Here is a 26,195-nt window from a genome sequence, read left to right as displayed (position 1 = left end):
TACTTAAGTTATTGAACCGCCGTATACGAGAACCGTATGTACGGTGGTGTGAGAGGTCGGCTAATCAATTAATGATTAGCCTCCTACTCGATTAAGTGGATGTCAAAAAGAGGCGGTAAAAAAGACGATTATAGAAATCTGCACCAAACTTTTTGAACATCTCTAAAAGTGGAAGGCATAGCCTAAGCTTGGATTATTTTATCTTCGGGGAGGAATAAAAATGAGATATTTAACAGCAGGGGAATCACATGGTCCACAACTTACAACTATTTTGGAAGGTGTGCCAGCTGGTCTTGAATTGACTGAGGAAATGATTAATGAGGAACTACAAAGAAGACAAAAAGGCTATGGTCGCGGACGAAGGATGCAGATTGAAAAAGATCAAATTCAAATTACAAGTGGTGTCCGCCATGGAGTGACAATGGGTGCCCCTATCGCCTTAATTGTACAAAATAATGATTTTAAGCATTGGAGAAAGATTATGGGAGCTGCTCCGATTAGTCCTGAAGAGCAAGAAGATGTAAAAAGAAAGATCACACGCCCGCGCCCTGGTCATGCTGACTTAAATGGAGCAATCAAGTATGGCCACCGTGATATGAGAAATGTATTAGAGCGCTCATCTGCACGTGAAACAACAGTAAGAGTGGCTGCTGCCGCGGTCGCCAAAAGAATATTAGCAGAAGTTGGCGTTAAGGTTGGCGGACATGTGCTGGAAATTGGTGGAATAAAGGCAGAAAAGTTACAGTTTTCTACTTTAAAAGAATTACAAGATAGAACAGAAGCCTCACCTGTTCGCTGTCTTGATGAAGAAGCTGGAGAGAAAATGATGCAAGCTATTGATGATGCCAAAAAACAAGGTGATTCCATAGGGGGAATTGTTGAGGTTATTGTTGAAGGTATGCCGATCGGCGTAGGAAGCCATGTTCAGTATGATAAAAAGCTAGAAGCAAAACTGGCTGCAGCGATTATGAGTATTAATGCTTTTAAAGGTGTTGAGGTAGGCATTGGCTTCGAAGCGGCACATCGACCAGGAAGCCAAGTTCATGATGAAATCCAATGGACAGAGGAAGAAGGATACACACGTCGAACAAACAATGCTGGTGGATTTGAGGGTGGTATGACAACAGGAATGCCAATTGTTATAAGAGGAGTAATGAAGCCTATTCCAACTCTTTACAAACCACTAGAGAGTGTTGACATTGATACGAAGGAGCCTTTTAAAGCAAGTATTGAGCGTTCTGACAGTTGTGCAGTTCCTGCGGCTAGCGTTGTGGCAGAGGCTGTTATAGCTTGGGAATTAGCAGTTGCTATCTTAGATCAATTCAGTCATGATCGCATGGATTCACTGAAGGAATCGGTTGACAGACATCGTAAATACGCTAAAGAATTCTAATAAGGTGGGGATAAAAATGAATGTAAAATCGCAGCTTTCGACTTTGAAAGCATACACACCTGGCAAGACAACAGATGAAGTGAAAAGAGAATATCAATTAGACAAGATTGTAAAATTAGCCTCTAATGAAAATCCTTATAGTTGCTCACCAAATGTATTAAAAGCAATTTCGCAAACCGATACTTTAGCTATTTATCCAGACGGTGCAGCAGTCAAGCTTAAAGAAGCTGTCGCAGAACATCTTGAGATTGATCAGGCCAAGTTGATTTTTTCAAGTGGGTTAGATGAATTAATTCAAATTATTAGCAGGGCAGTGTTAATTCCTGAATCCAATACCGTAATGGCGAGCGAAACATTCTCACAATATCGCCACCACGCGATCATTGAAGGGGCTGAAGTAAGGGAAATCCCTTTACGAGAAGGGGTTCATGATTTAGATAAAATGGCAGCAGTAATTGATGAAAATACAAAGCTTGTGTGGATATGTAATCCTAACAATCCAACAGGGACATATGTTCCGAAACAAGAATTAATAGACTTTTTAGATAAAGTCCCCAATGATGTACTTGTAGTTGTGGATGAAGCTTATTATGAATATGTAACGATTAATGATTATCCGCAAACCATACCATTGTTAGATGAATATGAAAATCTACTTGTTATGAGAACTTTTTCTAAAGCCTATGGTTTAGCAGGGATTCGGGTTGGTTATGGAGTAGCAAACCCAGCACTAATCAACAAACTAGATGTCGTTCGCTTGCCATTTAATACTTCTACTTTGGCTCAAACGGCGGCAATAGCGGCTTTGGAAGATCCGGAGTTTATCGAAGAATGTGTCATAATCAACACAAATGAATTACAGAAATATTATCAATTCTTTGATCAACAGAAAATATCTTATTACCCATCTCAAACTAATTTTATTTTCTTAAGATTAAACGAATCTTCTATAGAAAATATGTTTCAGCAATTACTTGAAAAAGGTTGGATTGTAAGAAAATTTCCAAACGGGATTAGGATTACTGTAGGTACTGAACAGGAAAATGAAGAGCTATTGAATGTTTTGAAGGAAGTTATTCCAAAGATATAATAGATGGATGAGGCTGTGTGAAGATGAAGGGAAGTAAAAAGGTTTTATTAATCGGTGTCGGTTTAATCGGCGGATCCGTCGCACTAGCTATTAAGAAAGAGCATAATGCTTGTGTGATTGGCTATGATGTCAATATTAATAATTGTAAGCTTGCTCAAAAGTTAGGTATTATTGATGATTACACAGAGAAATATGAAATTAGTGCAGAAAATGCTGACTTAATTATCCTTTCCTGCCCTGTAGAAATTGCCGAAAGCTATCTTGAGAAATTAGCAAAGCTTACTTTAAAAAATGACGTCCTCATTACAGATGTTGGAAGTACAAAGGTAAGAATAATGGAAAAAGCAGAATTTCTCTTTGGTAGTTCAAATGCTTATATCGGAGGACATCCAATGGCTGGTTCACATAAAATTGGACCAGGAAGTGCTAAGGCCCATTTATTCGAAAATGCTTATTATGTCTTAACACCTTCCCAAAATGCCAATGGGAGGGTAGATCAGTTAAAGGAATGGTTGAAAGGGACAAAAGCAAATTTTATTGTGATGGAGCCTAGGCAACATGATTTAGTAACAGGAGTTGTCAGTCATTTTCCACATATTGTGGCGGCAAGTCTAGTACGACAAGTAGAAGGTCATGCCAGCCAGGATAAAAATATTCAATTTCTGGCGGCAGGTGGTTTTAGAGATATAACCCGTATTGCTTCAAGTAGTCCGGTAATGTGGAGAGATATCGTCCAACATAACCAATCAATATTGCTTTCTTTACTTGAGGAATGGATGAGCGAAATGGAAGATGTAAAGCAATTGATAGAGGAAGGAAATGGGGATCGGTTATTTGCTTATTTTGATGGTGCAAAGCAATTTAGAGACTCATTACCTGTACGCGCTAAAGGAGCCATTAAATCATTTTATGATTTGTATGTTGATGTTTTGGATAAACCTGGTGTTATTTCGGATATTACAACCATTCTTGCTAAAAATGCAATTAGTATTACCAATATCCGCATTATTGAAGCACGAGAAGATGTCTATGGTGTCCTAAGGATTAGTTTCCAAACAGAAGAGGATATGGAATTGGCAAAACATTCTTTAGAAAATGAAGGATATGAAACTTATATTAGCATGTGAGGAGGGAAGGGTATGGAAACACATAAAACAAATATAGTTCCATTAAAAGGAATCGTGCAGGTACCTGGTGATAAATCCATTTCCCATCGATCCATTATGCTCGGATCTATTGCTACCGGGAAAACTTCCGTTCATGGACTTTTGACTGGAGATGATTGTCTCCATACAATTGAATGCTTTAAACAGTTGGGCGTAAACATTCATCGAGATGGAGAATATGTTGAGATTGAGGGGAAAGGATTAGCAGGGCTAACTGAACCAAATGATATATTAGATGTAGGAAATTCTGGAACGACGATTCGATTGATGCTCGGGATACTATCTAGCCTTCCATTCCATACTGTTATTAAAGGCGATAGTTCGATTGCGAAAAGGCCAATGGATCGGGTGTCTAATCCATTAAGAAAAATGGGAGCCAAAATTGATGGACGTCATGATGGATCATTAACTCCTTTAGCTGTAAGGGGAGGAAAGTTATCAGGAATTGACTATACTTCACCTGTAGCGAGTGCGCAAGTAAAGTCAGCTATTTTATTAGCTGGTCTCTTCGCGGAAGGTGTAACAAGTGTGATAGAACCTGAAGCATCTCGTGACCATACAGAACGTATGATTCGAGCTTTTGGCGGAGAAGTAACAACCACTGGTTTAAAAAAATCCATCCATGGACAACAGCAATTAAAGGGAACTACTATTACAGTACCTGGTGATATCTCCTCTGCGGCATTTTTCCTTGTGGCTGGCTCGATTGTTCCCGGTAGTCAAATTAAACTGAAAAACGTAGGTGTTAACCCAACTAGAAGTGGAATCTTAGATATCTTACGAGCAATGGGTGCCAATATCACCCTTGATCATTTGGATGATCAAGTAATGGAACCTTATGCAGATCTTACGGTAAGTGCCTCAACATTAAGAGGAGTAACAATAGAGGGAGACATGATTCCTAGACTTATTGATGAAATTCCAATCTTGGCCTTAGCAGCTACACAGGCTGAAGGAACAACGATTATTAAAGATGCAGCTGAATTAAAAGTAAAAGAAACGAATCGAATTGATACAGTTGTGGAAGAATTAAAGAAAATGGGTGCAAAAATTGAAGCGACAGCAGATGGAATGATTATTTACGGAAAGTCAGATTTACATGGAGCTAATGTTAATAGCCATGGTGACCACAGAATTGGCATGATGTTGGCCATTGCAAGTTGCCTTACACATGAGAAGGTAGAGATCCAGGATAAAGAAGCGATTACGATATCTTACCCAGGATTTTTCCAACAATTAAAAGCTCTAGCGAATAGTCAGTGATGTCATCTTTCACCCATTAAACGTAATCGTTTAAAAGGAGAATCATCAGATGCCACGTATTATTTCGGTTGGAACGGCTACACCAGAAAACGCTGTTCATCAAGAAGAAACAATGCAGCTTGCCAAACAGTTATTTTCCGATTCTATGAAAGATATCGATCGTTTACTAAAAGTGTTTAAAAATGGGGAAATTAAAAAAAGACACTTTGTAAAACCGTTAGATTGGTATACGGAAGCACATTCTTTTTCCGAAAAAAATAAGGTTTTTATTGACTCAGCAGTAGGACTCTGTCTTACTGCTATTCGGAATTGTTTGGCGAATGGAAAGGCGAAAAAGGAAATTGCTTATGATGAGATTGAGGCAATTATTTTGATTAATACTACAGGTCTGTCCACCCCAAGTTTAGATGCGATAATCATGAATCAATTGCCATTTTCCCCACAAACGAAAAGAATTCCCATTTGGGGATTGGGGTGTGGGGGAGGTGCTAGCGGACTTTCACGAGCCTATGAATATTGTCTTGCTTACCCAAAGGCAAAAGTTTTGGTTGTGGGAGTTGAACTGTGTAGCCTGACATTTCAACTTCATGATCAAAGCAAAAGTAATTTTATTGGAACCTCGCTTTTTTCTGATGGAGCGGCAGCTGTCCTTGTAGGAGGAGAAGAAGTTCCCTATGAAGAATTAGTGGATCGACCATTACCATCTATAATCAGCACGCAATCAAACCTTATGCAAAATTCTTTGGACGTGATGGGATGGCAATTTAAGGATGATGGATTTTATGTTGTTTTTTCAAAGGATATTCCAACACTCGTCAAAAATTGGCTTCAACCAGTCATGTTGCAATTTCTTGAGCAAAATAATCTAATGGAATCGAAAATTGCTCATTTTATTGCACATCCTGGTGGCAAAAAAGTGATTATGGCATATGAAAAGGCTTTAAACTTACCGGCCGAAAAAACCGCTCAGTCGCTGGAAATATTGAAGGAATATGGAAATATGTCTTCTGTGACCGTTTTCTTCGTCTTACAACGTTTTATGAATCAGCGAGTTCCTTCCGGTGATCATGGTATCGTTGCTGCCTTAGGACCTGGTTTTAGTTCTGAACTGTTATTACTAAGGTGGGTGTAATAATGATTTTCCTAATAATTCTTAGTTTTTTGTTGATGCAAAGATTAGCTGAATTATACATAGCTAGAAAAAATGAAAGATGGATGTTAGAAAAAGGAGCTATTATTTACGGTCAAGAACATTATCCATATATGATTCTTCTTCACATGTCATTTTTCCTATTTTTAATTGGTGAGGTGTTCGTTTCCAAGCAAGAAGTATCTCGTTTTTGGCCAATACTTCTGGTTATTTTTATTCTTCTGCAATTCGCACGCTATTGGGTCATTTTCACACTAGGAAAATGCTGGAATACGAAGATTATTGTTTTGCCTAATGGCCCTCTTATTGGAGAGGGACCTTTTCGATATGTGAAACACCCGAATTATCTGATCGTTTCGTTGGAATTGTTGGTTGTCCCGCTACTTTTCGAAGCGTATATAACCACCATTCTATTTTTCTTCCTAAACCAATGGATGCTCTCTATAAGAATTCGTATAGAGGAAAAGGCTTTGCAGCAAAATTTAGTTATAAATAAGTAGATAAATCTTGATGACATAGCGGTTTCTCGGTAGTACGGAATACTGAGAATAACTTTAAAGTTGACTAATTTTCAGGTAGAATTAGATTTAATCGAAGGAAAAGTAATAATAATGCATGTTCAAAAAGGATAGAGACGAAAAATTTCCACGTTTGTATGGGTGAAAATTCAAGATGTGTAGTTTCAAACATAAAGAAAGCGCTCTTGAATCCTCATCACATGAAAGAAAAGTGGTTTTTCGAAGAAGCAAGTCCTTGCACATATTTGATAGTTTTTCGTACTTAGTCGAAGAGACCTATCATTAAGTACCATTGTTACCAAACTTTTTGAGCATTCAATAAAAGAGGAGTTTGCTTAATCTATGGATAATGTTTTACTTTCTTCAAGCCAAGAGCAACATCTTGAGCAGGCTTTAACATTAATGGAACGTTTTAGGCAACATGAAGATCAAGAAAGAGTCGATAAAACGATAAAGTTGATAAAAAAAATATATAAGAATGAAACAGTGATTGCTTTCAGTGGTCATTTTTCTGCTGGTAAATCAACAATGATTAACCATTTAGTAGGGGAGGAAATTTTACCATCAAGTCCAATTCCTACGAGTGCAAACATTGTGAAGGTTCATCGTGCAGAAGAAGATTTTGCCAAAGTGTATAGTTCAGTGGCGCGGCCATTACTTTTTACTGCACCATACAATTTCACCACTGTACAGAATTATTGTAAACAGGGAGAGATTACTGAAATTGAGATTGGTCGCCAAGATTTAAAACTCCCTGATCGTTTAACGATCATGGATACGCCTGGTATTGACTCAACTGATGAAGCACATCGTCTTTCCACAGAATCTGCTTTACATATTGCAGATGCCGTTTTTTATGTAATGGATTATAACCATGTTCAATCTGAACTAAATTTTATGTATACAAAAAATCTTTTACGACATGATGTTAGATTATATCTCATTATAAACCAAATTGATAAACATCAATCAAATGAATTATCTTTTTTGTCTTATAAACAGTCTGTACTTGATGCTTTTACGTTTTGGGGCATAGAACCTGCTGGGATTTTTTTTACGACTTTAAAGCAATTGGAGCATACAGAGAATGAATTTGCATCTGTTAAAATGATCGTTCAGGATATTTTCTCCAATCAAAATGAATGGAGATTAGCTTCATTAGCTTCTACTTTAAAAAAGCTGATAGAAGAGCATGAGGGCTGGCTTGATGAAAAATTTCAAGATAAGGCATTAAAGTTGGAAAAGGAGATTTCTCTCTATACTACGGAAAATGAAGATGTTTTTCAAACGGAAGAAAGATTAACATCAGAAAAGGAGCGAATATTAGCTAAATTAGAAACACTTGGGGATGTTTATCTAAGAGAATGTGAGAAAATATTGCAGAATGCTTATTTAATGCCTTATGAAACGAGAGAGCTTGCAGAGCAATTTCTCGAAGGAAAACAGGTTAATTTTAAAGTTGGGCTAATATTTAGCAAAAAAAAGACAGAGGATGAGCGAAAACGGCGGCTCGAAAAGTTTGCCACTGCTCTAGCAAAGCAAGTAGAGTCGCAAATTGTTTGGCACTTGCGACAGTTAGCTAATACTGTTCTTGATGAGGAAGATAGCAATCGTAGTAAATGGCTCGCAAAAGCGCAGTCTTTGCAGGTGGAATTCCTGGAAATACTTTTAGATGAAACTGTTAAAAAAGGCGCTGGCCTAAATAGTCAATATGTGTTGCGTTATTGTGAGGAAATAGCGGAGAACATAAAGAGGCTTGCTAAAAAAGAATGGAATTTATTTGTGGCACCCATCCTCGCAGATAAAAGAGAAATGCTAACTAGCGAACTAAAAAAGTTGGATGAACAAATTTTAGCCATTACAAAAGCTACAGAGGCAAAAGGAAAACTCGTACAATTAACCGACCTCTATGATAAAAAGAAGCATGAAACTACAGTTATAACAGGAACAGAGGCAAACACTTTACAAAAACTTTGTGAACAATGGAGAGAAGACGAGGATAATTTCACTATTTATCAAGCGGATGAGCAGAAGGAGGACGTGAAGAGGGATGTGAGTATGGTTGATCCCATTCAAGTGGATCCAACACCAGTAGATACCCTTGAAACGACTCAAGTGACTCAGCAGTTAGCTTTTGCGATTAAGTTATTTGAAGAAGATCAATATTTTAAAAGAATAACTAAGCAATTACGAGATAAAGTGAAAACTTTAACTGAACGAAATTATATGATTGCTTTATTTGGAGCCTTTAGTGCAGGCAAATCTTCTTTTGCCAATGCTTTATTAGGGGAGGTTGTATTACCGGTTTCCCCAAATCCAACCACAGCTGCGATCAATCGAATTTGTCCGCCAACAGAAGTGAATCCGCACGGTACAGCACTTGTTTGTTTGAAAAGTGAGAAGGATATGTTGGTGGATGTAGATAAGGCATTATCGTATTTTGATCAAACTTGTTCCTCCTTAGCAGATGCTTATGAAAAAGTCCTTAATCTCTCCCTTTCTCCTAGTCAAAATGATAAAGAGAAAGTCCAACTTGCATTTTTAAAAGCTTTTAGAAAAGGATTTCCTGATCACCAGCATCAATTAGGTAAAACATTTAAGACAGATTTGAGGAATTTTCAGAATTACGTTGGAAATGAGGCGCAATCTTGCTTTGTGGAATCGATCGATCTATATTATGATTGCTCATTTACGAGACAAGGAATTACCCTTGTAGATACACCTGGTGCTGATTCAATTAATGCGAGACACACAGGAGTTGCTTTTGATTATATCAAAAATGCTGATGCTGTGTTGTTTGTCACTTATTATAATCATGCTTTTTCTAAAGCGGACAGGGAATTTTTAATTCAGCTAGGACGAGTGAAAGATAGTTTTGAATTAGATAAAATGTTTTTTATCGTAAATGCCATCGATTTAGCTGAATCTCAAGAAGAAATAGAGGAAGTATTAACTTACGTTAAAGAAGAGCTTATACAAAATGGGATTCGTCATCCGAAATTATTTGGACTTTCAAGTAAATTAGCTCTTTATGATAAAAGTCGCAAAGCATCACAGATTGGTCAGTTTCAAACGGCTTTTAATCAATTTCTTCAGCATGATTTGAATCAAATGACGCTACAATCAGCGAAATTGGAGTATAATCGTGCTTTACAATTTTTAGACCAGTTGATTCAAACAGCTAATGAGGATCAAGAACGAAAAAATGAACGTCGAAAAGAGTGGCAGCAAGCCAAAGCAGGCATGTTAGCTGTTTTAGCCAACGCACAATCTTCAGTCTTATCTCAACAAATAGAGCAAGAGGCAGAGGAATTGACCTTTTATGTGAAACAAAGAGTTTTTTACCGGTTTCCGCAATTTTTTAAAGAAGCTTTTAATCCAGCCGTATTGAAGAAAAACGATCGGAATTTACTTAGAAGATGCTTGGAAGAACTTTTAGATGCTGTAGGATATGATTTTGCTCAAGAAATGCGAGTTACATCTTTAAGAATGGAGAAATATACACAAAAGCTATTAACCAACTATTATTCAAGTTTTCAAAGAGAATTACAAAACATTAAGACAGATATGACTTTTGCTCAGCTGGAATGGAACGGCACGACAACGCCGGAATTTTCTACGGCTTTTCTGGAGAGTGATCGTAAACCATTCGAAACACCGTTTAAGTATTTCCGTAATCCAAAAGCTTTTTTTGAGCAAGATGACAAGAAAAAAATGGAGGAAGCTTTTCTAGCTTTGCTCTCTCCTTTAGCTGATGAATATTTGCAGCAAGAATATAAACGAATAACTGATGTCTTTCAAAGTTATCTTTTTCAAGAATACGATAGATTGATCAGCCATGTGGAATTGGAAATCAATGAACAGTTTGCATCATGGGTTGAGGCATTAGAAGGCCAAGGAAATTTAGATAAATGGTTAAAGATTCAGGGATCTCTAACATCTATTTAGGGAGGGAATAAATTGAAAACAATTAAATCCATACAGTGGTTATATCATAATCTAAATTCGGAATCTTTGAGTGTGATCGATTGCCGCTTTTCATTAAAAGATTCCTCATACGGGGAGAAGGCTTACCAAAATAGCCATATTCCTGAGGCTGTATATTTTGATCTTGAGCAAGACTTGTCTGGCCCTGTGGAAAGACATGGAGGAAGACATCCTTTACCCAATATACAAAATTTAATTACGAAACTGGAAGTAAAAGGGATTAGCAATAAAAAGCCAGTTGTTATCTATGATGATGCAGATGGCTGTTTTGCTGCTCGTTGTTGGTGGTTATTAACATATTTAGGACATGAACAAGTTTTCATTTTAGATGGAGGGTTCGAATCCTGGAGAAAAAACGGTTACCCAGTAACTAGCAGGAGAACAGTCAAGGCAAAGACTAAATTTATCTATTCCTTAAAAGAAGAAATGCTAGCCTCTTATGAGGAGGTAAAACTGAGAAGCCAAGATCAAAAGGCAATATTGTTAGATTCGCGTGCACAAGAACGATATTTAGGGATTGTGGAACCAATGGATCGCGTCGCTGGCCATATACCAAATGCAATAAATTATGATTGGTCAGAAGGTTTGGAGAATGGGCAGTGGAAATCTATAGAACAGCAAAAACAAAGATTTTCCTCTCTTGATAAAGAGAAGGAAGTAATTGTTTATTGTGGATCAGGGGTGACCGCAACTCCAAATGTTTTAACCTTAATAGAAAGTGGCTTTAAACAAGTTAAGCTTTATGCAGGTAGTTATTCAGATTGGGTTTCTTATCCGGATAATCCTGTAACTACAATAAGCAAGTAAAACCATACCAGTTTTTTGTATATGGACCTTCGTAAGACGCAATTTCTAACTTATGATATAATAATTATTTATTATGCTGAAAAGGGGTTCTACAATTGAAATATCATCTATTAGTAGTGGATGGAATGGCGTTACTGTTTCGGGCATTCTTTGCTACGGCAGTACAAAGAAATTTTATGATCAACAGTCAAGGTGTGCCCACTAACGCTGTACAAGGCTACTTAAAGCATTTATTAACAGCGGTCGATCACGTGCAGCCAACACATTTAGCTATTTGTTGGGATATGGGGAGTGTAACCTTCCGTAATGAAATGTACGAAGGATATAAAGCAAATAGGCAAGCACCGCCAGTAGAAATGGCTCCCCAATTTGACCTTGCAAAAGACGTTACAACAGAGTTAGGAATCTTAAATATTGGCGTAAAGGGTTTTGAAGCAGATGATTGTATAGGTACTCTATGTCAAGAATTAAAGCAAGATGAAGATTTAGTATTAACGGTGTTGACAGGTGACCGCGATCTCTTGCAAATTGTTGATGATAAGGTAAGTGTTTTATTGCTTCAAAAAGGTATTGGGAATTATTTTCATTATACAAGAGCTGCTTATGTCGATGAATTTCAATTAGAACCTAAACAATTAATTGATGTCAAGGCATTGATGGGGGATCCGAGTGATGGTTATCCAGGGGTAAAGGGAATAGGTGAAAAAACGGCTTATAAACTAATAAGAAATTATGAAACCATTGAAGGATTATTCGCGAATTTTAATCAACTTACTCCAACAATTCAAAAAAAATTAGAACAAGATAAGGAAATGCTTCACCTGTCTAGAAAACTTGCAACAATTCATTGTAATGTACCATTAGACTTTTATTTAGATCAAGCTGAATGGCAATTGGATCTAAATAAAATATTGCCTCTTATAGAGGGGTATGAATTAAAAAGTGTACGAAATACATTATTGAAACTGAATAATACAACAACACAAACAAGTTTGTCGCTTTAATCGGAATATATAAAAGGAGTAAGAAACATTGATTGGGAGAAAGTTCCAGCTCGGAAATTACCTACTTCGTTTAGAGGGAAAAGGTTTTAAATTTGGTGAAGATATTATAACTTTTATTTATTTTGGCAAGCAATCAACAGGTTCATCAGATTATTTAGCTGCAATCTCTATTGAATTAACACTTAAATGTCAAAAGCGTTTTGATCCAAGTTTTTATTTATCTTTTCTGGAAAGATTACAAGCACAAAATATTACAACCAAAAAACAAGCTTATGCACTTGCAAATCAGTTAGGATTATTAGCGGTCCAAGAGACTTAAATCTTGGATCGCTATTGATTTAAATGGATGGCTTCTTTTGCAAGAATGTCAGCTTGTTTATTTTCTTTTGCTGAAATCCACTTAATAAAAAATAATTCAAATCCGGTTATCATATGGAGGATTTTGTCTAACAGCAACCGGTACTTCTCATTTCGAACGAATTGTTTTTCTACAGCTTGAACAACCGCAGAAGAATCTGATCTTATAGAAACGATCGAAGCATTTGTTTTACTACAAATTTCTAATGCTTTGATTAACGCGTGAAATTCCGCTTCATGATTTTCCATTACTCCAAGCGGAAATGAATATGACTCAGTTTTACCAGCATTTTTAATGAAAATTCCGGCTCCAGAGGGACCAGGATTCCCTGCACTTGCACCATCGATATAGACTTCTAACAAAACTCGATCACTCCTACGATTAATTTTAGAGAAGAACGGGAACGATTTAAACTAAAGGAAGTTTAAAAAGTTCGGGAATGAATAATGTTTACTTCCTTATTGTATAAGAACAGCTTAGGAAGAATTTGCGAACAGGATGTTGTCTTTATGAAAGTAAAAGTAAAATTTATTTATAAAACCTCTCCAGAAATTGCTATTCCAATGGAATCAGCTTGGTTTGATCAGAAGCTAATCAAACCATTATTAATGGATTTACAGAAGACGGGAAGAGCTCACAATATTATTATTATGGACGAAATGGAAAGAGAATGGAATCAAAAGCAATTTACAAAATTACAAAAAAAGCAAGAAGAAGAGCCGACCGATCCTGTCGTTTACTTTGATGGTGGTTATAATCGAGAATTAAAAAAAGCGGGAATTGGAATTGTGATCTATTATAAAAAAGGAAATACTTCTTACCGAGATAGAATAAATATCCTTTTAGAGGAATTGGTAAGTAATAATGAGGCAGAGTACGCGGCATTATTTAATTCACTTCTCATATTAGAGGAAATAGGTTTTAAAAATATACCGGTCCTTTTTAAAGGGGATGCACAGGGAGTGATCAAACAGATTGAGGGGGAATGGCCGTGTTATGAGGAAATACTGAATAGGTGGCTTGATCGAATAGAAGAGAAAATTAAAAAATTAGGATTGAAGGCGAAGTTTGAAGTCATTCCAAGAAAAGAAAATAAAGAGGCAGATATGCTAGCGACGCAAGCGTTAGCTCATAAAAATATACGGAGTCATACCGAAATAGATTCTGGAAAGTTAAAGGATTGATCTAATGCAACATATCGAGCTTTTGAATGAAATAAATGATGTTATGGATACTTATTGTAAAGGCTGTTTTTTGAAAAGCCATTTTAGACGTACGTATGGGAAAAATTACGCCCATCGATTTTGTATACAAAATTGCACGGTAGGTCAAGAATTACAAGAAATAGGTCGAGTACTAACTAATAAAGAACAACATTGACTTGAAGAGGAAAGATTTATCTAAATTTGTGTATGCCAAAGTTGGCCAAAAACTATTGTTGTAAAAAAGGGGTTCCCGAATTGTAAGTTCTTAAGAAACAAGAAAAGGCTGGAGAAAACTCCAGCCTTTAAATTTATATATTATGATAATTTAACTACATTAGCTGCTTGAGGTCCACGGTTTCCTTCTACAATTTCAAAAGAAACTTCTTCGCCTTCCTCTAATGATTTGAAGCCTTCGCCTTGAATTGCAGTGAAATGAACGAAAATATCTTCTCCGCCTTCTACTTCAATAAAACCGTAGCCTTTTTCGTTGTTAAACCATTTTACTTTACCGTTTTGCATGTACCTTTTTCCTCCTAGACTTCAGCACATTTGTGCTTTGAAAAAATATTATCATCAAAAAAATATAATAAAACCATATTAAATTAATGATAGTTTTACTATACACTTAATTAGTAGTGGAGTCAAGGAACTAAAGAAGATATATGCAATAATGATACTCTATTTGCTATTTGTTTATCCTAACTTGTTAATGCGAACACATTATAGTACACTTTTATTGAATGAATGGAGATAGGAGGGATTTTTATTGCCAACTCCCAGTATGGAAGATTATATAGAACAAATCTTTTTATTGATTGAAAATAAAGGTTACGCAAGAGTATCTGATATAGCGGAGGCACTGGAAGTACATCCTTCCTCTGTGACAAAGATGGTGCAAAAACTCGATCGTGGAAATTACTTAATATATGAGAAGTACCGAGGGTTAATCTTAACATCTAAAGGAAAAAAGATTGGTAAGCGGTTAGTTGAACGTCATGATTTGCTTGAGGACTTTTTGCGCATTATTGGTGTAAAAGAAGAGAATATCTATCATGATGTTGAAGGGATTGAGCACCATCTAAGTTGGAATTCAATCGATCGAATCGGAGATTTAGTCCATTTTTTCGAAAAGAATCCCGACCAAGCTGAAGCTTTAAAAGTTCTCCAAAAAGCGAATGAGCAAAACATTGACAAAGAACCCATATAACCGGTTCTTTTTTCGTTTAGACCTACAGAATGTCGGTTACTCAGGAGTTGCCGCCACAGGATGTGGCGATATTAGCATTAAATCCTTACACTTTTAACAAATACATTAAATAGAGCTTCTAATACGTTTTATGATTCTAATTTCTGAATGGATGATGAAGATGAATATTTTTTCAGCTGAAAATGTTTCAAAGACTTATGGAGAAAAACGCTTATTTGAAGATATAACTTTTCATATTGAGGAAAAAGAAAAGATTGGCATTATTGGGATTAATGGAACAGGGAAATCTAGTTTATTAAAGTTGATCGCAGGGCTTGATGACCAAGATTCTGGTACTTTTGACCATCCAAAAGACTACTCAATTGCTTATTTGTCGCAGGACCCCGAGATGAAGGGGGATTTAACTGTATTAGATCAAGTATTTCAAAGTAAAGCCCCTGAAATTCAATTGATGAATGCCTATGAACATACACTTATTCAATTGGAACAAGATCCTCAGAATAGCCAATTACAAAAGAAAATATTAGAACTACAGAAAAGAATGGATGCAGAAAATGGTTGGATCGCTAATACGAATGCCAAAACAATTCTTATGCAACTAGGTATTCAAGATTTGACACAATCAATTGCATCACTATCTGGTGGCCAAAAGAAGCGAGTTGCATTGGCGCAAGTATTAATAGAACGTCCTGACTTATTGTTACTAGATGAACCTACTAACCACCTTGATTATGAATCAATTATTTGGCTAGAATCATATTTAAATAATTCACCAAATGCTGTTCTGACCGTTACGCATGACCGCTATTTTTTAGATCAAGTCGCGACTCGGATATTTGAAATTGACCATGGTCGTTTGTTCTCTTATAAAGGCAATTATGCTTCTTTCCTTGAAGCAAAGGCATTAAGAGAAGAACAAGAGGCACAAGAGGCAGGAAAAAAGAAAAATTTATATAGACAAGAGCTTGCTTGGATGAGGCAAGGAGCAAAAGCAAGATCGACAAAGCAAAAGGCTAGAATTCAACGGTTTGAAAAGCTTGAACAAGAAATGGCAAAAACAAATAGCAGTGAAGAGCTCAACCTCACATTAGGTGGGAGTAGGTTAGGTAAGCAAGTCTTTGAATTGAAAGCTGCTAGTAAAGTATATTCACATAAAATAATTCTAGACGATTTCCAATTATTAGTGAATCGTGGTGATCGAATTGGTATTGTTGGAAAAAATGGTAGCGGAAAATCAACATTATTAAATATTCTGGCCGGTCAAACTACTCTAGACAATGGTGCGTTAATTGTTGGCCAAACAGTAAAAATTGCTTACTATACCCAAGAGATTGAGCAACCCTCAGAAGATCAACGGATGATTGCTTATATTCGGGAAGAAGGAGAAACGATTGAGACTAAAAATGGGGAAGTAATTTCTGCAACCCAAATGTTAGAAAGATTTCTTTTTCCTACCCACATGCATGGAACATGGATAAGCCGACTATCTGGTGGCGAGAGACGACGTTTATTTTTATTAAAACTGCTTATGGGAAAACCAAATGTACTTCTCTTAGATGAACCAACCAATGACCTCGATACAGAGACATTAACTGTACTTGAAAACTACATAGATGAGTTTCCTGGTGTAGTTATATCTGTTTCCCATGATCGTTATTTCCTTGATAAAACAGCGGACAAATTACTTATTTTCCAGGGAAATGGAAAAATTGATACCTTTATAGGCACATATACTGAATACCTACAACATTCTCGGAATCGTGATAAAGAAGAGAAAAGGAAGCAAACGACCGAAAAGCAAGCGGAAAAGCATCATGCAAAAATGGATATAAAAAGGGAAAATCAAAAGAAGAAAATGACTTATAAAGAAAAAATGGAATGGGAAACCATTGAAGAGACAATAATGGAAATCGAGGAATTAATAGAACAAATGCAGAGTGAATTAGATGAGGTAGGAAGTAATTATCAACGAGCTGAGGAGCTTTCTAGCGAAATAGATAAAACTAATAAGCAGTTAGAGGAACTTATTGCTCGCTGGACTTATTTATCAGATCTTGCTGAATGAGCATATATATTAATGAACAATGGATATGAACGGACATTGTGATATGGACGCTGGCCATAAAGCTTGCGGAGTATTATTTCTGCTCGTCTGATGAAGTGAATCAATTACTCTAATCTAATTGCGGATCTCCTTCTTGACACTTTTAAATTAGTTTTTAAGTCACGTGATTGAATATTAGAGAGTGTGAATCTGATATGATACAATGATTGCGAATCAATTATTTGAACTACGCTCAGTCCGAAAGGGGGAAGTGTGTTGAATATTAAATCAATCGAACCAACGCCTAGTCCAAATACAATGAAAATTAACTTAGATGAGGAATTGCCTGCTGGTAAGAGTAATAATTATAAGAAAGAACATGCCCATGAAGCACCACCTTTAATCAAAAGTATTTTAGAAATTGAAGGTGTTAAGGGTCTATACCATGTAGCTGATTTTCTTGCAGTGGAACGGAATGGAAAATTTAGTTGGGAAGAAGTATTACCACAAGTTAGAGCAGCTTTTGGGGAAAAAAGTACAGAGGCATCTACTCAGTTGGAAGAGGTGGATGAGCATTTTGGCGAGGTAAACGTCCAAATTCAAACCTTTAAGGAAATCCCCTTACAAATAAAATTAGTAACGGCTGAAACTGAAAAACGCTTTGGCTTACCAGATCGCTTTTTAAAAGCCATGCAAGCAGCGCAAAAAGAAGACGATAATTATATTATGTTAAGAAGATGGAAGGACATGGGAGTTCGTTACGGCGAACTGGAACAATTGGGAGAACAAATCACAGAAGAAATTAATGCAACTTATCCAGAGGAACGGTTAAAATCATTAGTTGATCGAGCACATCGTCCGATTACGGAATTGCCTAAAAGAACATTAATAAAGCTAACACCTCAAATGTTAGATAATCCTGATTGGCGTATTCGATTTCAGCTCCTAGAACAAATGGATGATCCTACATTAGAAGACCTTCCTGTTCTGAAAAAAGCTTTAGAGGACGAAAAACCTTCCATCCGTCGTCTTGCGGTTGTCTATTTAGGAATGATTGAAGATCAGCGAGTTTTACCCTTGCTTTATCAAGGATTACGGGATAAAACAGTACCAGTTAGAAGAGCAGCTGGTGATTGTTTATCAGACTTAGGCTTTCCAGAAGCGATGCATGAAGCAAGTAAGGCACTAGCCGATAAAAGTCGAATTGTTCGCTGGCGAGCGGCAATGTTTCTCTATGAAGTGGGGGACGAAAGTGTTCTTCCAGCTTTAAAAGAAGCAGAAAATGATCCTGAATTTGAAGTTCAGTTACAAATTAAAATGGCAATAGAGCGCATTGAAGAGGGACAGGCGGCAAAAGGCTCTATTTGGAAGCAAATGACCGAAGCTAGAAATAAGTGACCTTCTTTCAATAATTAGTAAATCGAGTCAATTTCATAATTGCTAATTAATGATCAATACACGAACATTATTGTTAAAGGAGATGGAATTGTTAATCGATGTATTTCCTTAACTTAGTTGATTGGAGCGGAAGGTGGCGACTCCTGGGCGATTAGTGACAACTGAGATCCCCCCAGCTCACATAGCGACGAAGAAGCTCACCGCACGCCCCCCGGAAAGCGTCCACCTGAAGCGGAAATCAACGTTGTTCGGATCTGAATGCTAAAATCTCTATTATGAAATTGATTCAATCACTATTTTATTATGTTTTTGTTGCAAGTAAAAGAATAGGAGTGATTGAAGATGTCGATGGCATATGAAGAATATATGAAACAAATCGTTCAACCGATGAGGGAAGAATTAACGAATGCTAAATTTAAGGAATTATTATCGGAAGAAGATGTTGTTAACTTTATGGAAGAGGTGCGAGGAACCACGTTAGTTGTGATCAACTCTGTTTGTGGTTGTGCAGCCGGGCTTGCAAGACCAGCTGCCATTCATGCTGTATCTTCAAGTGAGACTAAACCTGATCATCTTGTAACAGTTTTCGCTGGGCAAGATCGTGAGGCAACAAACAAAATGCGAGAATATATAAAGGATTATGAACCATCATCTCCATCTATGGCTCTTTTTAAAGATAAAGAAGTGATTCATTTTATTCCTCGGGAAGATATTGAAGATAATGATGTTGAAACAATAGCGCAAAATTTGGTGAATGCTTTTACTGATTTACAATCATAATAATCTCTTGAAGATCAATAATTGGGATGAAAGCATAAGGGTTTGGAAGATTAAATAATTAAAAGTATCTCAACAATTATTATATCGTTTTGAATGATAAGCGAGAAATCGAAAATACCTCTCCCTCGGTTTGATTTAGTCGGCTGAGGAGAGGTTTGCTTTTGTTTGATACTATAAAAATTTGGGACGGCCAACGTGGCGAATGTTGGGCATGCTTTTAGTGATATCCACATGTGCTTTTCTTAATAAAAATGAATAAATCATATTGACTATTGATACTATTTATCTTACTGTAAGAATATACTGTCTTTGTATAGTCGTTAAACAAACTTAATCATAATGAGTGTTAGGAGCCATCTATACAGAATAGTGAAGAATAGATAGTTGGTTGATAGGGATATAGGATACTAGTCTAATTTAAAAATGAAATGAATAGAAGTATACTAACGATCGATTTAACAACTCATTATGATAAATCAATATGAGATCGCTTACAGATGATTGGAGATTTATATCTTAAACAAGTGTGGAGGAACTAGTATGGAAAATGTGAAAGTTGGTATCATAGGTTGTGGCAATATAAGCAGTATTTACTGCCAAGCTGGCCAAAAGTTTGATTGGATTGAGATTATCGCTTGTGCTGATCTTGATTATTCGCGTGCTAAAGCACGTGCTGAGGAATTTAATATACCGAAAGCTTATACAGTCGAGCAACTCTTAGGAGATCCTGAGATTGAAATCGTTATTAATTTGACTATTCCTCAAGCTCACGCTGATATTTGTATTCAAGCACTCGAGGCAGGAAAACATGTGTATGTCGAGAAACCGCTCGCTATTACTCTTGAAGATGGCAAAAAGGTTTTGGAAATTGCTGAAGATAAAAATCTAATGGTTGGTGGTGCACCAGATACCTTCCTTGGTGGCGGTATACAGACTTGCCGTAAGTTAATTGATGAAGGTCTAATTGGTGATGTAGTGGCAGCTACAGGTTTTATGATGTCATCAGGACATGAATCTTGGCACCCAGATCCAGCTTTCTATTATCAGCATGGTGGGGGACCAATGTTTGATATGGGTCCTTATTATATCACGGCTTTGATTAATTTGATTGGGCCGATTCGTAGAGTTACCGGTTCTACGAGTATTACTTACAAAGAAAGAACGATCACAAGTAAGCCAAAATATGGTGAAAAAATAAAAGTGGAAGTTCCAACACATATTACGGGTTTACTTGATTTTGAAAACGGAGCTATTGCAACGATTATTACTAGCTTCGATGTAATAGGTTCAACACTTCCGAATATAGAAATATATGGGTCAAAAGGAGCGATTATTGTTCCTGATCCAAATACTTTTGGTGGACCTGTCCGCCTAAAAAGACAAGGTCAGACAGAATGGGAGGAAATTCCATTAACACATGGATTCACAGAAAATAGTCGAGGCATCGGGGTAGCTGATATGGCAAAAGCTTTAAGAAATGGAGAACAACATAGGGCAAGTGGTTTATTAACACTTCATGTATTGGAAGTAATGCATGGGATCCATGAGGCATCTAATAAGGGTACCCACTACGATCTTACAACAACATGTGAACAACCAAAGGCTTTACCAATTGATTTTTAAAATAAAGATATTGAGATAAGGAAAGGGAAGTGAAGATAGATATGAGTAAAAAAGCTTTAATTGTATGGGGTGGCTGGGATGGTCATGAGCCTGAGCAAATAGCAGGTCTTTTTCAAGAGATTCTAGAAGGGGAAAATTTTGAAGTAGAAGTTTCTAATTCATTAGATTCTTATGCAGATGGAGAAAAATTGAAAACACTGGATCTAATTATTCCACATTGGACAATGGGAAAAATTGAAAATAGCTATGTACGTAATATCTCAGAAGCTGTAATAAGTGGTGTCGGCTTAGCTGGCTGCCATGGGGGAATGTGTGACTCTTTCCGCAATGATGTGGATTGGCAATTTATGACTGGAGGAAATTGGGTGGCCCACCCGGGAAATGATGGGGTAGAATACATGGTAAATATTAAACATTCTTCAAGCCCTTTATTAGAGGGGATGAGTGATTTTAAAGTAGTAAGCGAACAATATTACTTACATGTTGATCCTGCCGTTGAAGTATTGGCTACAACTCGATTTCCCGTTGTTGAAGGACCACATTCAGCGAATAAGGCGGTAGATATGCCAGTTGTTTGGACAAAGCGTTGGGGAGAAGGTCGTGTGTTTTATAGCTCACTTGGACATCATGCTGATATTATCGCAATGCCAGAAGTGACGGAAATAATGCGAAGAGGATTTTTATGGGCCGCTGAAAGAAAAAGATTCGTAGATGAATCTATTGCAAAAGTAAAGTTCTACTCCGGAATGGGAGACAGTCAATAAACAATCTTATTGAAGATCAAATATAGAATATTTAAATACTTAGGAAGGGAATGGTTAGGGATGGCAGAAAAGAAACAATTAAGAATTGGTATGGTTGGATATAAGTTTATGGGTAGGGCTCATTCCCATGCATATCGTGATGCAGCTTTTTATTTTGATCCGCAGGTGGAGCCTGTATTGCAAGCAATATGTGGACGAAATGAAGAGAAAGTGAAGGAAGCTGCTGAAAAATTCGGCTGGAATTCTTATGAGACAGATTGGCGTGAATTAATTAAACGTGATGATATTGATTTGATTGATATTGTGACTCCTAATAATAATCATGCTGAAATTGCCATCGCGGCTGCAGAGGCAGGGAAACATGTTTTCTGTGAGAAACCTTTAGCTCTTACTTTAGAACAGTCCCAACGTATGTTAGAAGCAGTTGAGAAAAATAAAGTGCTTCATATGATTAATCATAATTATCGATTTGCCCCCGCAATTCAATTTGCGAAAAAGTTAATTGAAGATGGACGACTTGGTAAAATCTATCATATCCGTGCTACCTATCTACAAGATTGGATTATGGATCCACAATTCCCGTTAGTTTGGCGTTTAAATAAAGATGTTTCTGGATCAGGTTCGCATGGTGATCTCGCCGCCCATAGTATTGATTTAGCTAGATTTCTAGTAGGAGAATTTAAAGAAGTGACTGGTATTCTAGAGACATTTATTAAGCAACGTCCCCTTGTTGAAGATAGTGATGGTCTAAGTGGCACTGCATCAAGTGATGAGGTTGGAGATGTAAAGGTTGACGACGCTAGTGTATTTATCGCTCGTTTTACTAATGGAGCAATAGGTACATTTGAGGCTACTCGATTTGCGGGCGGGAATAGAAATGGAAATCGCTTTGAGATTAATGGCGAAAAAGGATCGATTCGCTGGGATGTAGAACATATGAATAATTTGGAAGTCTATTTTCACGATGATGAGCCTGGAATCCAGGGATTTCGAACAATCACTTGTACAGAGGAAATACATCCTTATGCGGGAGCTTATTGGCCAGCAGGTCATATTATCGGTTATGAACACACATTCATAAATCTTGTAATGGAATTATTAAATGGGATTGAGCAAGGCTATAGTCCGTCCCCTAATTTTTATGATGGAGTCAAAAACCAAGCTGTTTTGGAAGCGGTTGAACAATCTTCTCAAACAAAACAATGGGTAGATATTTCAGATGTTATTCAAAATCTTGAGCCTGTAACAAAGAAGTAGGGAGAGCTTAAAAACACAAGTGCTACTTTTTATGAGCCCTACGCGAAAACAAGACACAGTCTGTTTTATAACTGGCACTAGTGGATTGCTAGATGGTTGCCTCAGTGTCAGAAGTCAAAAAAATTACTAGTGATAAAAAAATAGCTTTGGGCAAATGCCCGAAGCTATTTAATCCGCTATCGCTAAATAAACAAAGTAAGCAATCATAATAAAAGCTCCAATTGTAATAATTGCACTAGTCACAATCATTGCCTCCCTACGTGATTTGAGATACATACATTATAACTGAATATTATTTTTTTGCCATTTTTAATAATTTTGTCATCTTTTTATAGCAATATAAGTAGAAAATAGTATAAAATAGACATATATATTGAAGAAGGGAATTTTTACTTATGAGAACTTGGATTAGAAAATCGCTGATTATATTAGTTTCAGTTCTTACTTTTGGTGTCGTTCCCCCTTCACATGCCTTTTGGTCGCAAAATCAAGAAATACCAAAATCGTTGCAACGTACTTCTACTTCTACTTCTAATTCAACTTCCGAAAGTCGTTCTTCTGATCATGAGGTGCAAATTTCTGTCACTCTACCAGAAAAAGATTCAGAAGGTGAAATGGTTGATACATTGATTGGGAAAGCTGAACAACAAGCAATGATAAAATTTGGTCCAAAAATCTCTTATGTTATTGAATCTGAATTTAATGAAGTGATCATGCCAAGTATCATCGAGGCCATTGAAATGACTGTAGCCCAATATCCAGAAGACGAACTTAGAAATCTAGCAATCACGGAGAAGCCTGGCGGCGGAGTAAGTGAAAAAATTTTTAATATTTACCATGCTGAGACGGGTGAAGATCTGATTTTATTTCATGTTCGCAGGGAAAAGCCTCCTTTAGCAGGCTATCAGTTTAATTTTCATTACCATACTTATCATGATCAATTCCAAACCCACTATACAATGGGGACGATTTACTGGAGTAAAGACACTCCTCCAAATTGGCAAACCGTATAAGAAGGCAAGTTCGCAGACTTTATGGGCGGACTTGCTTTCTTGCATTTTCCATTAGTGTATTCAAATGATCGTGATATAATAGTAGAGAGATAGTTTTAATTGGGAGCAGGAATTGAAAATGCGGAAATGGCTTATTATTCCAATCATTCTTTTTGCCGTTTTTTTTATATCAGATAAGACTCGTGCTGATTATAAGGGGATATTATTGGCCGATAGCGATTTATATCCAATATTACAGCTTCATTCTGATAATTTACTTAAGGAAATAATTGTACTTCCGAAAACTTCTTATAACCATTATGAAGCGAAAGAAATCATCCTCAGGCTCGATCAGTTGCCAAAATCTATTTTACAAAAAACGGCTCATCAACAAATCAAAATAATCTTGTTTAATGGGAAACTAACAGATCATGATAGTGTCTCTCATCTTCAAGGAAAAGTACCGAGAGGCTATACGAACCAAGTTGTTTGGGATGACGTACCAGGCATAGGAGGTACTGAACTTGTTTATGTGAAACTCGGTAGTAGTGAAAAAGGAAAAGGACATGGATCTATTAATTTAGAATATCATGAGCTTGCCCACTCTTTGTTGAATTTAGTGTATAATGATACAAGAGTTTCTGATGAAATTAATGACCTATGGTCTCTTGAGGCAGAAGCAATTTTCCCTGGAAATCCGTACTTTTTAAATTATAAAGAGGAATATTTTGCAGAATGCTTTGCTTATTATTTTTTTTCACCTGAAACAAGAAGGATTCTACAGGAAAAAGCTCCAAAGACATATGCTTTTTTTGTTAAGTTATAAGTAGTGAGGATGTGGACGTAATGGAACAATATTTAAATCTATGTAGAAAAGTATTAGATGAAGGTCAAGTAAAGGAAGATCGTACGGGAACCGGTACAATCAGTGTATTTGGACATCAAATGCGCTTTGATTTACAAAAAGGCTTTCCTTTATTAACGACGAAAAAGCTTCATACAAAATCAATTATTCATGAGCTTTTATGGTTTTTAGCTGGGGATACAAATGTACGCTACTTACAGGAAAATGGCGTTAGAATTTGGAACGAATGGGCTGATGAGAATGGCGAATTAGGTCCAGTTTATGGAAAACAATGGCGTTCTTGGGAAACAGCTGACGGTAGAACCATTGACCAAATCAAAGATGTGCTTGAGCAAATCAAAACAACCCCTGATTCACGGAGAATGATTGTAAATGCTTGGAATGTGGGGGAAATTGATAAAATGGCTTTGCCACCTTGTCACTGCCTATTTCAGTTTTACGTAGCTGATGGAAAGCTATCTTGCCAACTTTATCAAAGATCAGCAGATATATTTCTCGGTGTTCCTTTTAATATTGCCTCATATGCACTGCTTACAATGATGATGGCACAGGTCACAGGTCTACAACCGGGAGAATTTGTTCACACTCTTGGTGATGCCCATATTTATTCGAATCATCTTGACCAAATTAAATTACAGTTACAACGCGCTCCTCGGTCACTGCCACAGATGAAGATAAATTCAGAAGTAACCGACTTGTTCCAATTCAAGTATGAAGATTTTTCACTTGAAGGATATGATCCACACCCAGCCATTAAGGGAGTCGTGAGTGTATGATTTCCTTTTTATGGGCTGAAGATGAAAATAGGCTAATTGGTAAGGATAATCAGTTGCCGTGGCGCCTTCCAGCTGATTTGAAATATTTTAAAAAGACGACAATGGGACATCCAATTGTGATGGGGAGAAAAACTTATGAATCAATTGGCAAACCACTACCTGGTAGGACAAATATCGTTTTGACGAGAAACCCCGCCTATATGGCGGATGGTTGTGAGATTTTTCATTCCAAAGAGGAGTTTCTTTTATGGGCGCAATTAATTGAAGAAAAAATATTCGTGATTGGTGGAGCAGAGATTTATCATTTATTTATCGAAGAAGCGGATCAATTGTACGTAACAAAAATATTTGAACAGTTTGAAGGAAACGAATATTTTCCTAAAATAAACTGGGAAAATTGGCAATTGATTTCTAAGGAATTAGGAATAAAAGATGAAAAGAATCCCTATAATTATGAGTTTAGGCGTTTTATTCGGAAACAATAAACATCCGATAAGCTTGGAGGCTTCTCCAAGCTTTTTTTCTGCCTTGAAGTAAGAAACATCAAA

The 26,195-nt window shown here is 36.8% G+C and carries 25 protein-coding genes; 23 read left to right on the top strand and 2 right to left on the bottom strand.

Going from position 1 to position 26,195, the window contains the following annotated elements; translation table 11 throughout:
- Positions 1-220: 220 nt before the first annotated feature.
- From aroC to J2Z23_RS17755, 10 genes are all read left to right on the top strand, one after another.
- A complete protein-coding gene (gene aroC / locus J2Z23_RS17800) occupies positions 221-1,393 on the top strand; it encodes a chorismate synthase (protein WP_057988206.1) in 1,173 nt (390 codons plus the stop codon).
- A gap of 16 nt (positions 1,394-1,409) precedes the next feature.
- Positions 1,410-2,483 (top strand): histidinol-phosphate transaminase, encoded by a 1,074-nt coding sequence (gene hisC / locus J2Z23_RS17795; protein WP_057988204.1) that lies wholly within the window; start codon positions 1,410-1,412, stop codon positions 2,481-2,483.
- Positions 2,484-2,506: 23 nt separating this feature from the next.
- Positions 2,507-3,610, top strand: a complete 1,104-nt coding sequence (locus tag J2Z23_RS17790; protein WP_057988202.1) for a prephenate dehydrogenase — start codon at positions 2,507-2,509, stop codon at positions 3,608-3,610.
- A gap of 12 nt (positions 3,611-3,622) precedes the next feature.
- Positions 3,623-4,912 carry a 3-phosphoshikimate 1-carboxyvinyltransferase gene (aroA, locus tag J2Z23_RS17785; protein WP_057988200.1) on the top strand — a complete coding sequence of 430 codons (1,290 nt, stop codon included), beginning with the start codon at positions 3,623-3,625 and terminating at the stop codon, positions 4,910-4,912.
- 49 nt (positions 4,913-4,961) lie between these two features.
- The gene (locus tag J2Z23_RS17780) at positions 4,962-6,044 is read left to right on the top strand and encodes a type III polyketide synthase (protein ID WP_057988198.1); all 1,083 of its coding nucleotides are present in this window, start codon (positions 4,962-4,964) and stop codon (positions 6,042-6,044) included.
- Between the two features lie 2 nt (positions 6,045-6,046).
- On the top strand, positions 6,047-6,562 hold the full coding sequence (locus tag J2Z23_RS17775) for an isoprenylcysteine carboxyl methyltransferase family protein (protein WP_057988195.1): 516 nt from the start codon (positions 6,047-6,049) through the stop codon (positions 6,560-6,562).
- A gap of 360 nt (positions 6,563-6,922) precedes the next feature.
- Positions 6,923-10,528 (top strand): dynamin family protein, encoded by a 3,606-nt coding sequence (locus J2Z23_RS17770; RefSeq protein ID WP_209974723.1) that lies wholly within the window; start codon positions 6,923-6,925, stop codon positions 10,526-10,528.
- 12 nt (positions 10,529-10,540) lie between these two features.
- Entirely contained in the window at positions 10,541-11,374 is an 834-nt protein-coding gene (locus tag J2Z23_RS17765; protein WP_057988192.1) for a sulfurtransferase, read from the top strand.
- 95 nt (positions 11,375-11,469) lie between these two features.
- Positions 11,470-12,378 carry a 5'-3' exonuclease gene (locus J2Z23_RS17760; RefSeq protein ID WP_082881359.1) on the top strand — a complete coding sequence of 303 codons (909 nt, stop codon included), beginning with the start codon at positions 11,470-11,472 and terminating at the stop codon, positions 12,376-12,378.
- 28 nt (positions 12,379-12,406) lie between these two features.
- Positions 12,407-12,697, top strand: coding sequence for a DUF6123 family protein (locus J2Z23_RS17755; protein ID WP_238456160.1), 291 nt, complete (start codon positions 12,407-12,409; stop codon positions 12,695-12,697).
- Between the two features lie 11 nt (positions 12,698-12,708).
- Here J2Z23_RS17755 and J2Z23_RS17750 read toward each other — a convergent pair whose 3' ends face one another.
- A complete protein-coding gene (locus tag J2Z23_RS17750; protein ID WP_057988190.1) occupies positions 12,709-13,098 on the bottom strand; it encodes a reverse transcriptase-like protein in 390 nt (129 codons plus the stop codon).
- 147 nt (positions 13,099-13,245) lie between these two features.
- Between J2Z23_RS17750 and J2Z23_RS17745 the strand changes: the two genes are divergently transcribed.
- On the top strand, positions 13,246-13,920 hold the full coding sequence (locus J2Z23_RS17745; RefSeq protein ID WP_057988188.1) for a reverse transcriptase-like protein: 675 nt from the start codon (positions 13,246-13,248) through the stop codon (positions 13,918-13,920).
- A gap of 4 nt (positions 13,921-13,924) precedes the next feature.
- Positions 13,925-14,116: a zinc-finger domain-containing protein gene (locus J2Z23_RS17740; protein ID WP_057988186.1), complete on the top strand. Its 192-nt coding sequence runs from the start codon at positions 13,925-13,927 to the stop codon at positions 14,114-14,116.
- Positions 14,117-14,256: 140 nt separating this feature from the next.
- On the opposite strand, the gene cspD is transcribed toward J2Z23_RS17740, so the two are convergent.
- On the bottom strand, positions 14,257-14,460 hold the full coding sequence (cspD, locus tag J2Z23_RS17735; protein WP_057988184.1) for a cold-shock protein CspD: 204 nt from the start codon (positions 14,458-14,460) through the stop codon (positions 14,257-14,259).
- 247 nt (positions 14,461-14,707) lie between these two features.
- On the opposite strand from cspD, the gene mntR reads away from it, so the two are divergent.
- The 11 genes from mntR (at position 14,708) to J2Z23_RS17680 (ending at position 26,132) form a co-directional block, all read left to right on the top strand.
- Positions 14,708-15,148, top strand: coding sequence for a transcriptional regulator MntR (gene mntR, locus J2Z23_RS17730; protein ID WP_057988182.1), 441 nt, complete (start codon positions 14,708-14,710; stop codon positions 15,146-15,148).
- A gap of 160 nt (positions 15,149-15,308) precedes the next feature.
- The gene (locus J2Z23_RS17725) at positions 15,309-17,213 is read left to right on the top strand and encodes an ABC-F family ATP-binding cassette domain-containing protein (protein ID WP_057988180.1); all 1,905 of its coding nucleotides are present in this window, start codon (positions 15,309-15,311) and stop codon (positions 17,211-17,213) included.
- 255 nt (positions 17,214-17,468) lie between these two features.
- Positions 17,469-18,590 (top strand): conserved virulence factor C family protein, encoded by a 1,122-nt coding sequence (locus J2Z23_RS17720; protein ID WP_057988178.1) that lies wholly within the window; start codon positions 17,469-17,471, stop codon positions 18,588-18,590.
- Positions 18,591-18,932: 342 nt separating this feature from the next.
- A complete protein-coding gene (locus tag J2Z23_RS17715; protein ID WP_057988176.1) occupies positions 18,933-19,370 on the top strand; it encodes a BrxA/BrxB family bacilliredoxin in 438 nt (145 codons plus the stop codon).
- Between the two features lie 540 nt (positions 19,371-19,910).
- Positions 19,911-20,993, top strand: coding sequence for a Gfo/Idh/MocA family protein (locus J2Z23_RS17710; RefSeq protein WP_057988174.1), 1,083 nt, complete (start codon positions 19,911-19,913; stop codon positions 20,991-20,993).
- A 41-nt stretch (positions 20,994-21,034) separates the two neighbouring features.
- Entirely contained in the window at positions 21,035-21,757 is a 723-nt protein-coding gene (locus tag J2Z23_RS17705; protein WP_057988172.1) for a ThuA domain-containing protein, read from the top strand.
- Between the two features lie 60 nt (positions 21,758-21,817).
- Positions 21,818-23,014, top strand: coding sequence for a Gfo/Idh/MocA family protein (locus tag J2Z23_RS17700; RefSeq protein WP_057988170.1), 1,197 nt, complete (start codon positions 21,818-21,820; stop codon positions 23,012-23,014).
- A 395-nt stretch (positions 23,015-23,409) separates the two neighbouring features.
- The gene (locus J2Z23_RS17695; RefSeq protein ID WP_238482837.1) at positions 23,410-24,027 is read left to right on the top strand and encodes a YpjP family protein; all 618 of its coding nucleotides are present in this window, start codon (positions 23,410-23,412) and stop codon (positions 24,025-24,027) included.
- Between the two features lie 118 nt (positions 24,028-24,145).
- Positions 24,146-24,832 (top strand): anthrax toxin lethal factor-related metalloendopeptidase, encoded by a 687-nt coding sequence (locus tag J2Z23_RS17690; RefSeq protein ID WP_209974721.1) that lies wholly within the window; start codon positions 24,146-24,148, stop codon positions 24,830-24,832.
- A gap of 20 nt (positions 24,833-24,852) precedes the next feature.
- Complete coding sequence (locus tag J2Z23_RS17685) at positions 24,853-25,647, top strand: thymidylate synthase (RefSeq protein ID WP_057988164.1); 795 nt, start codon at positions 24,853-24,855, stop codon at positions 25,645-25,647.
- Positions 25,644-26,132 (top strand): dihydrofolate reductase, encoded by a 489-nt coding sequence (locus J2Z23_RS17680; protein WP_209974720.1) that lies wholly within the window; start codon positions 25,644-25,646, stop codon positions 26,130-26,132. The genes J2Z23_RS17685 and J2Z23_RS17680 overlap by 4 nt, the downstream gene beginning before the upstream one ends.
- The last annotated feature ends 63 nt before the right edge of the window (positions 26,133-26,195 follow it).

The sequence above is a fragment of the Lederbergia galactosidilytica genome (assembly GCF_017873565.1).
GTDB classification, from domain to species: domain Bacteria; phylum Bacillota; class Bacilli; order Bacillales; family Bacillaceae_C; genus Lederbergia; species Lederbergia galactosidilytica.
Note: the sequence above shows the minus strand (reverse complement) of the source record. Positions and strands in the feature narration are given on the sequence as shown.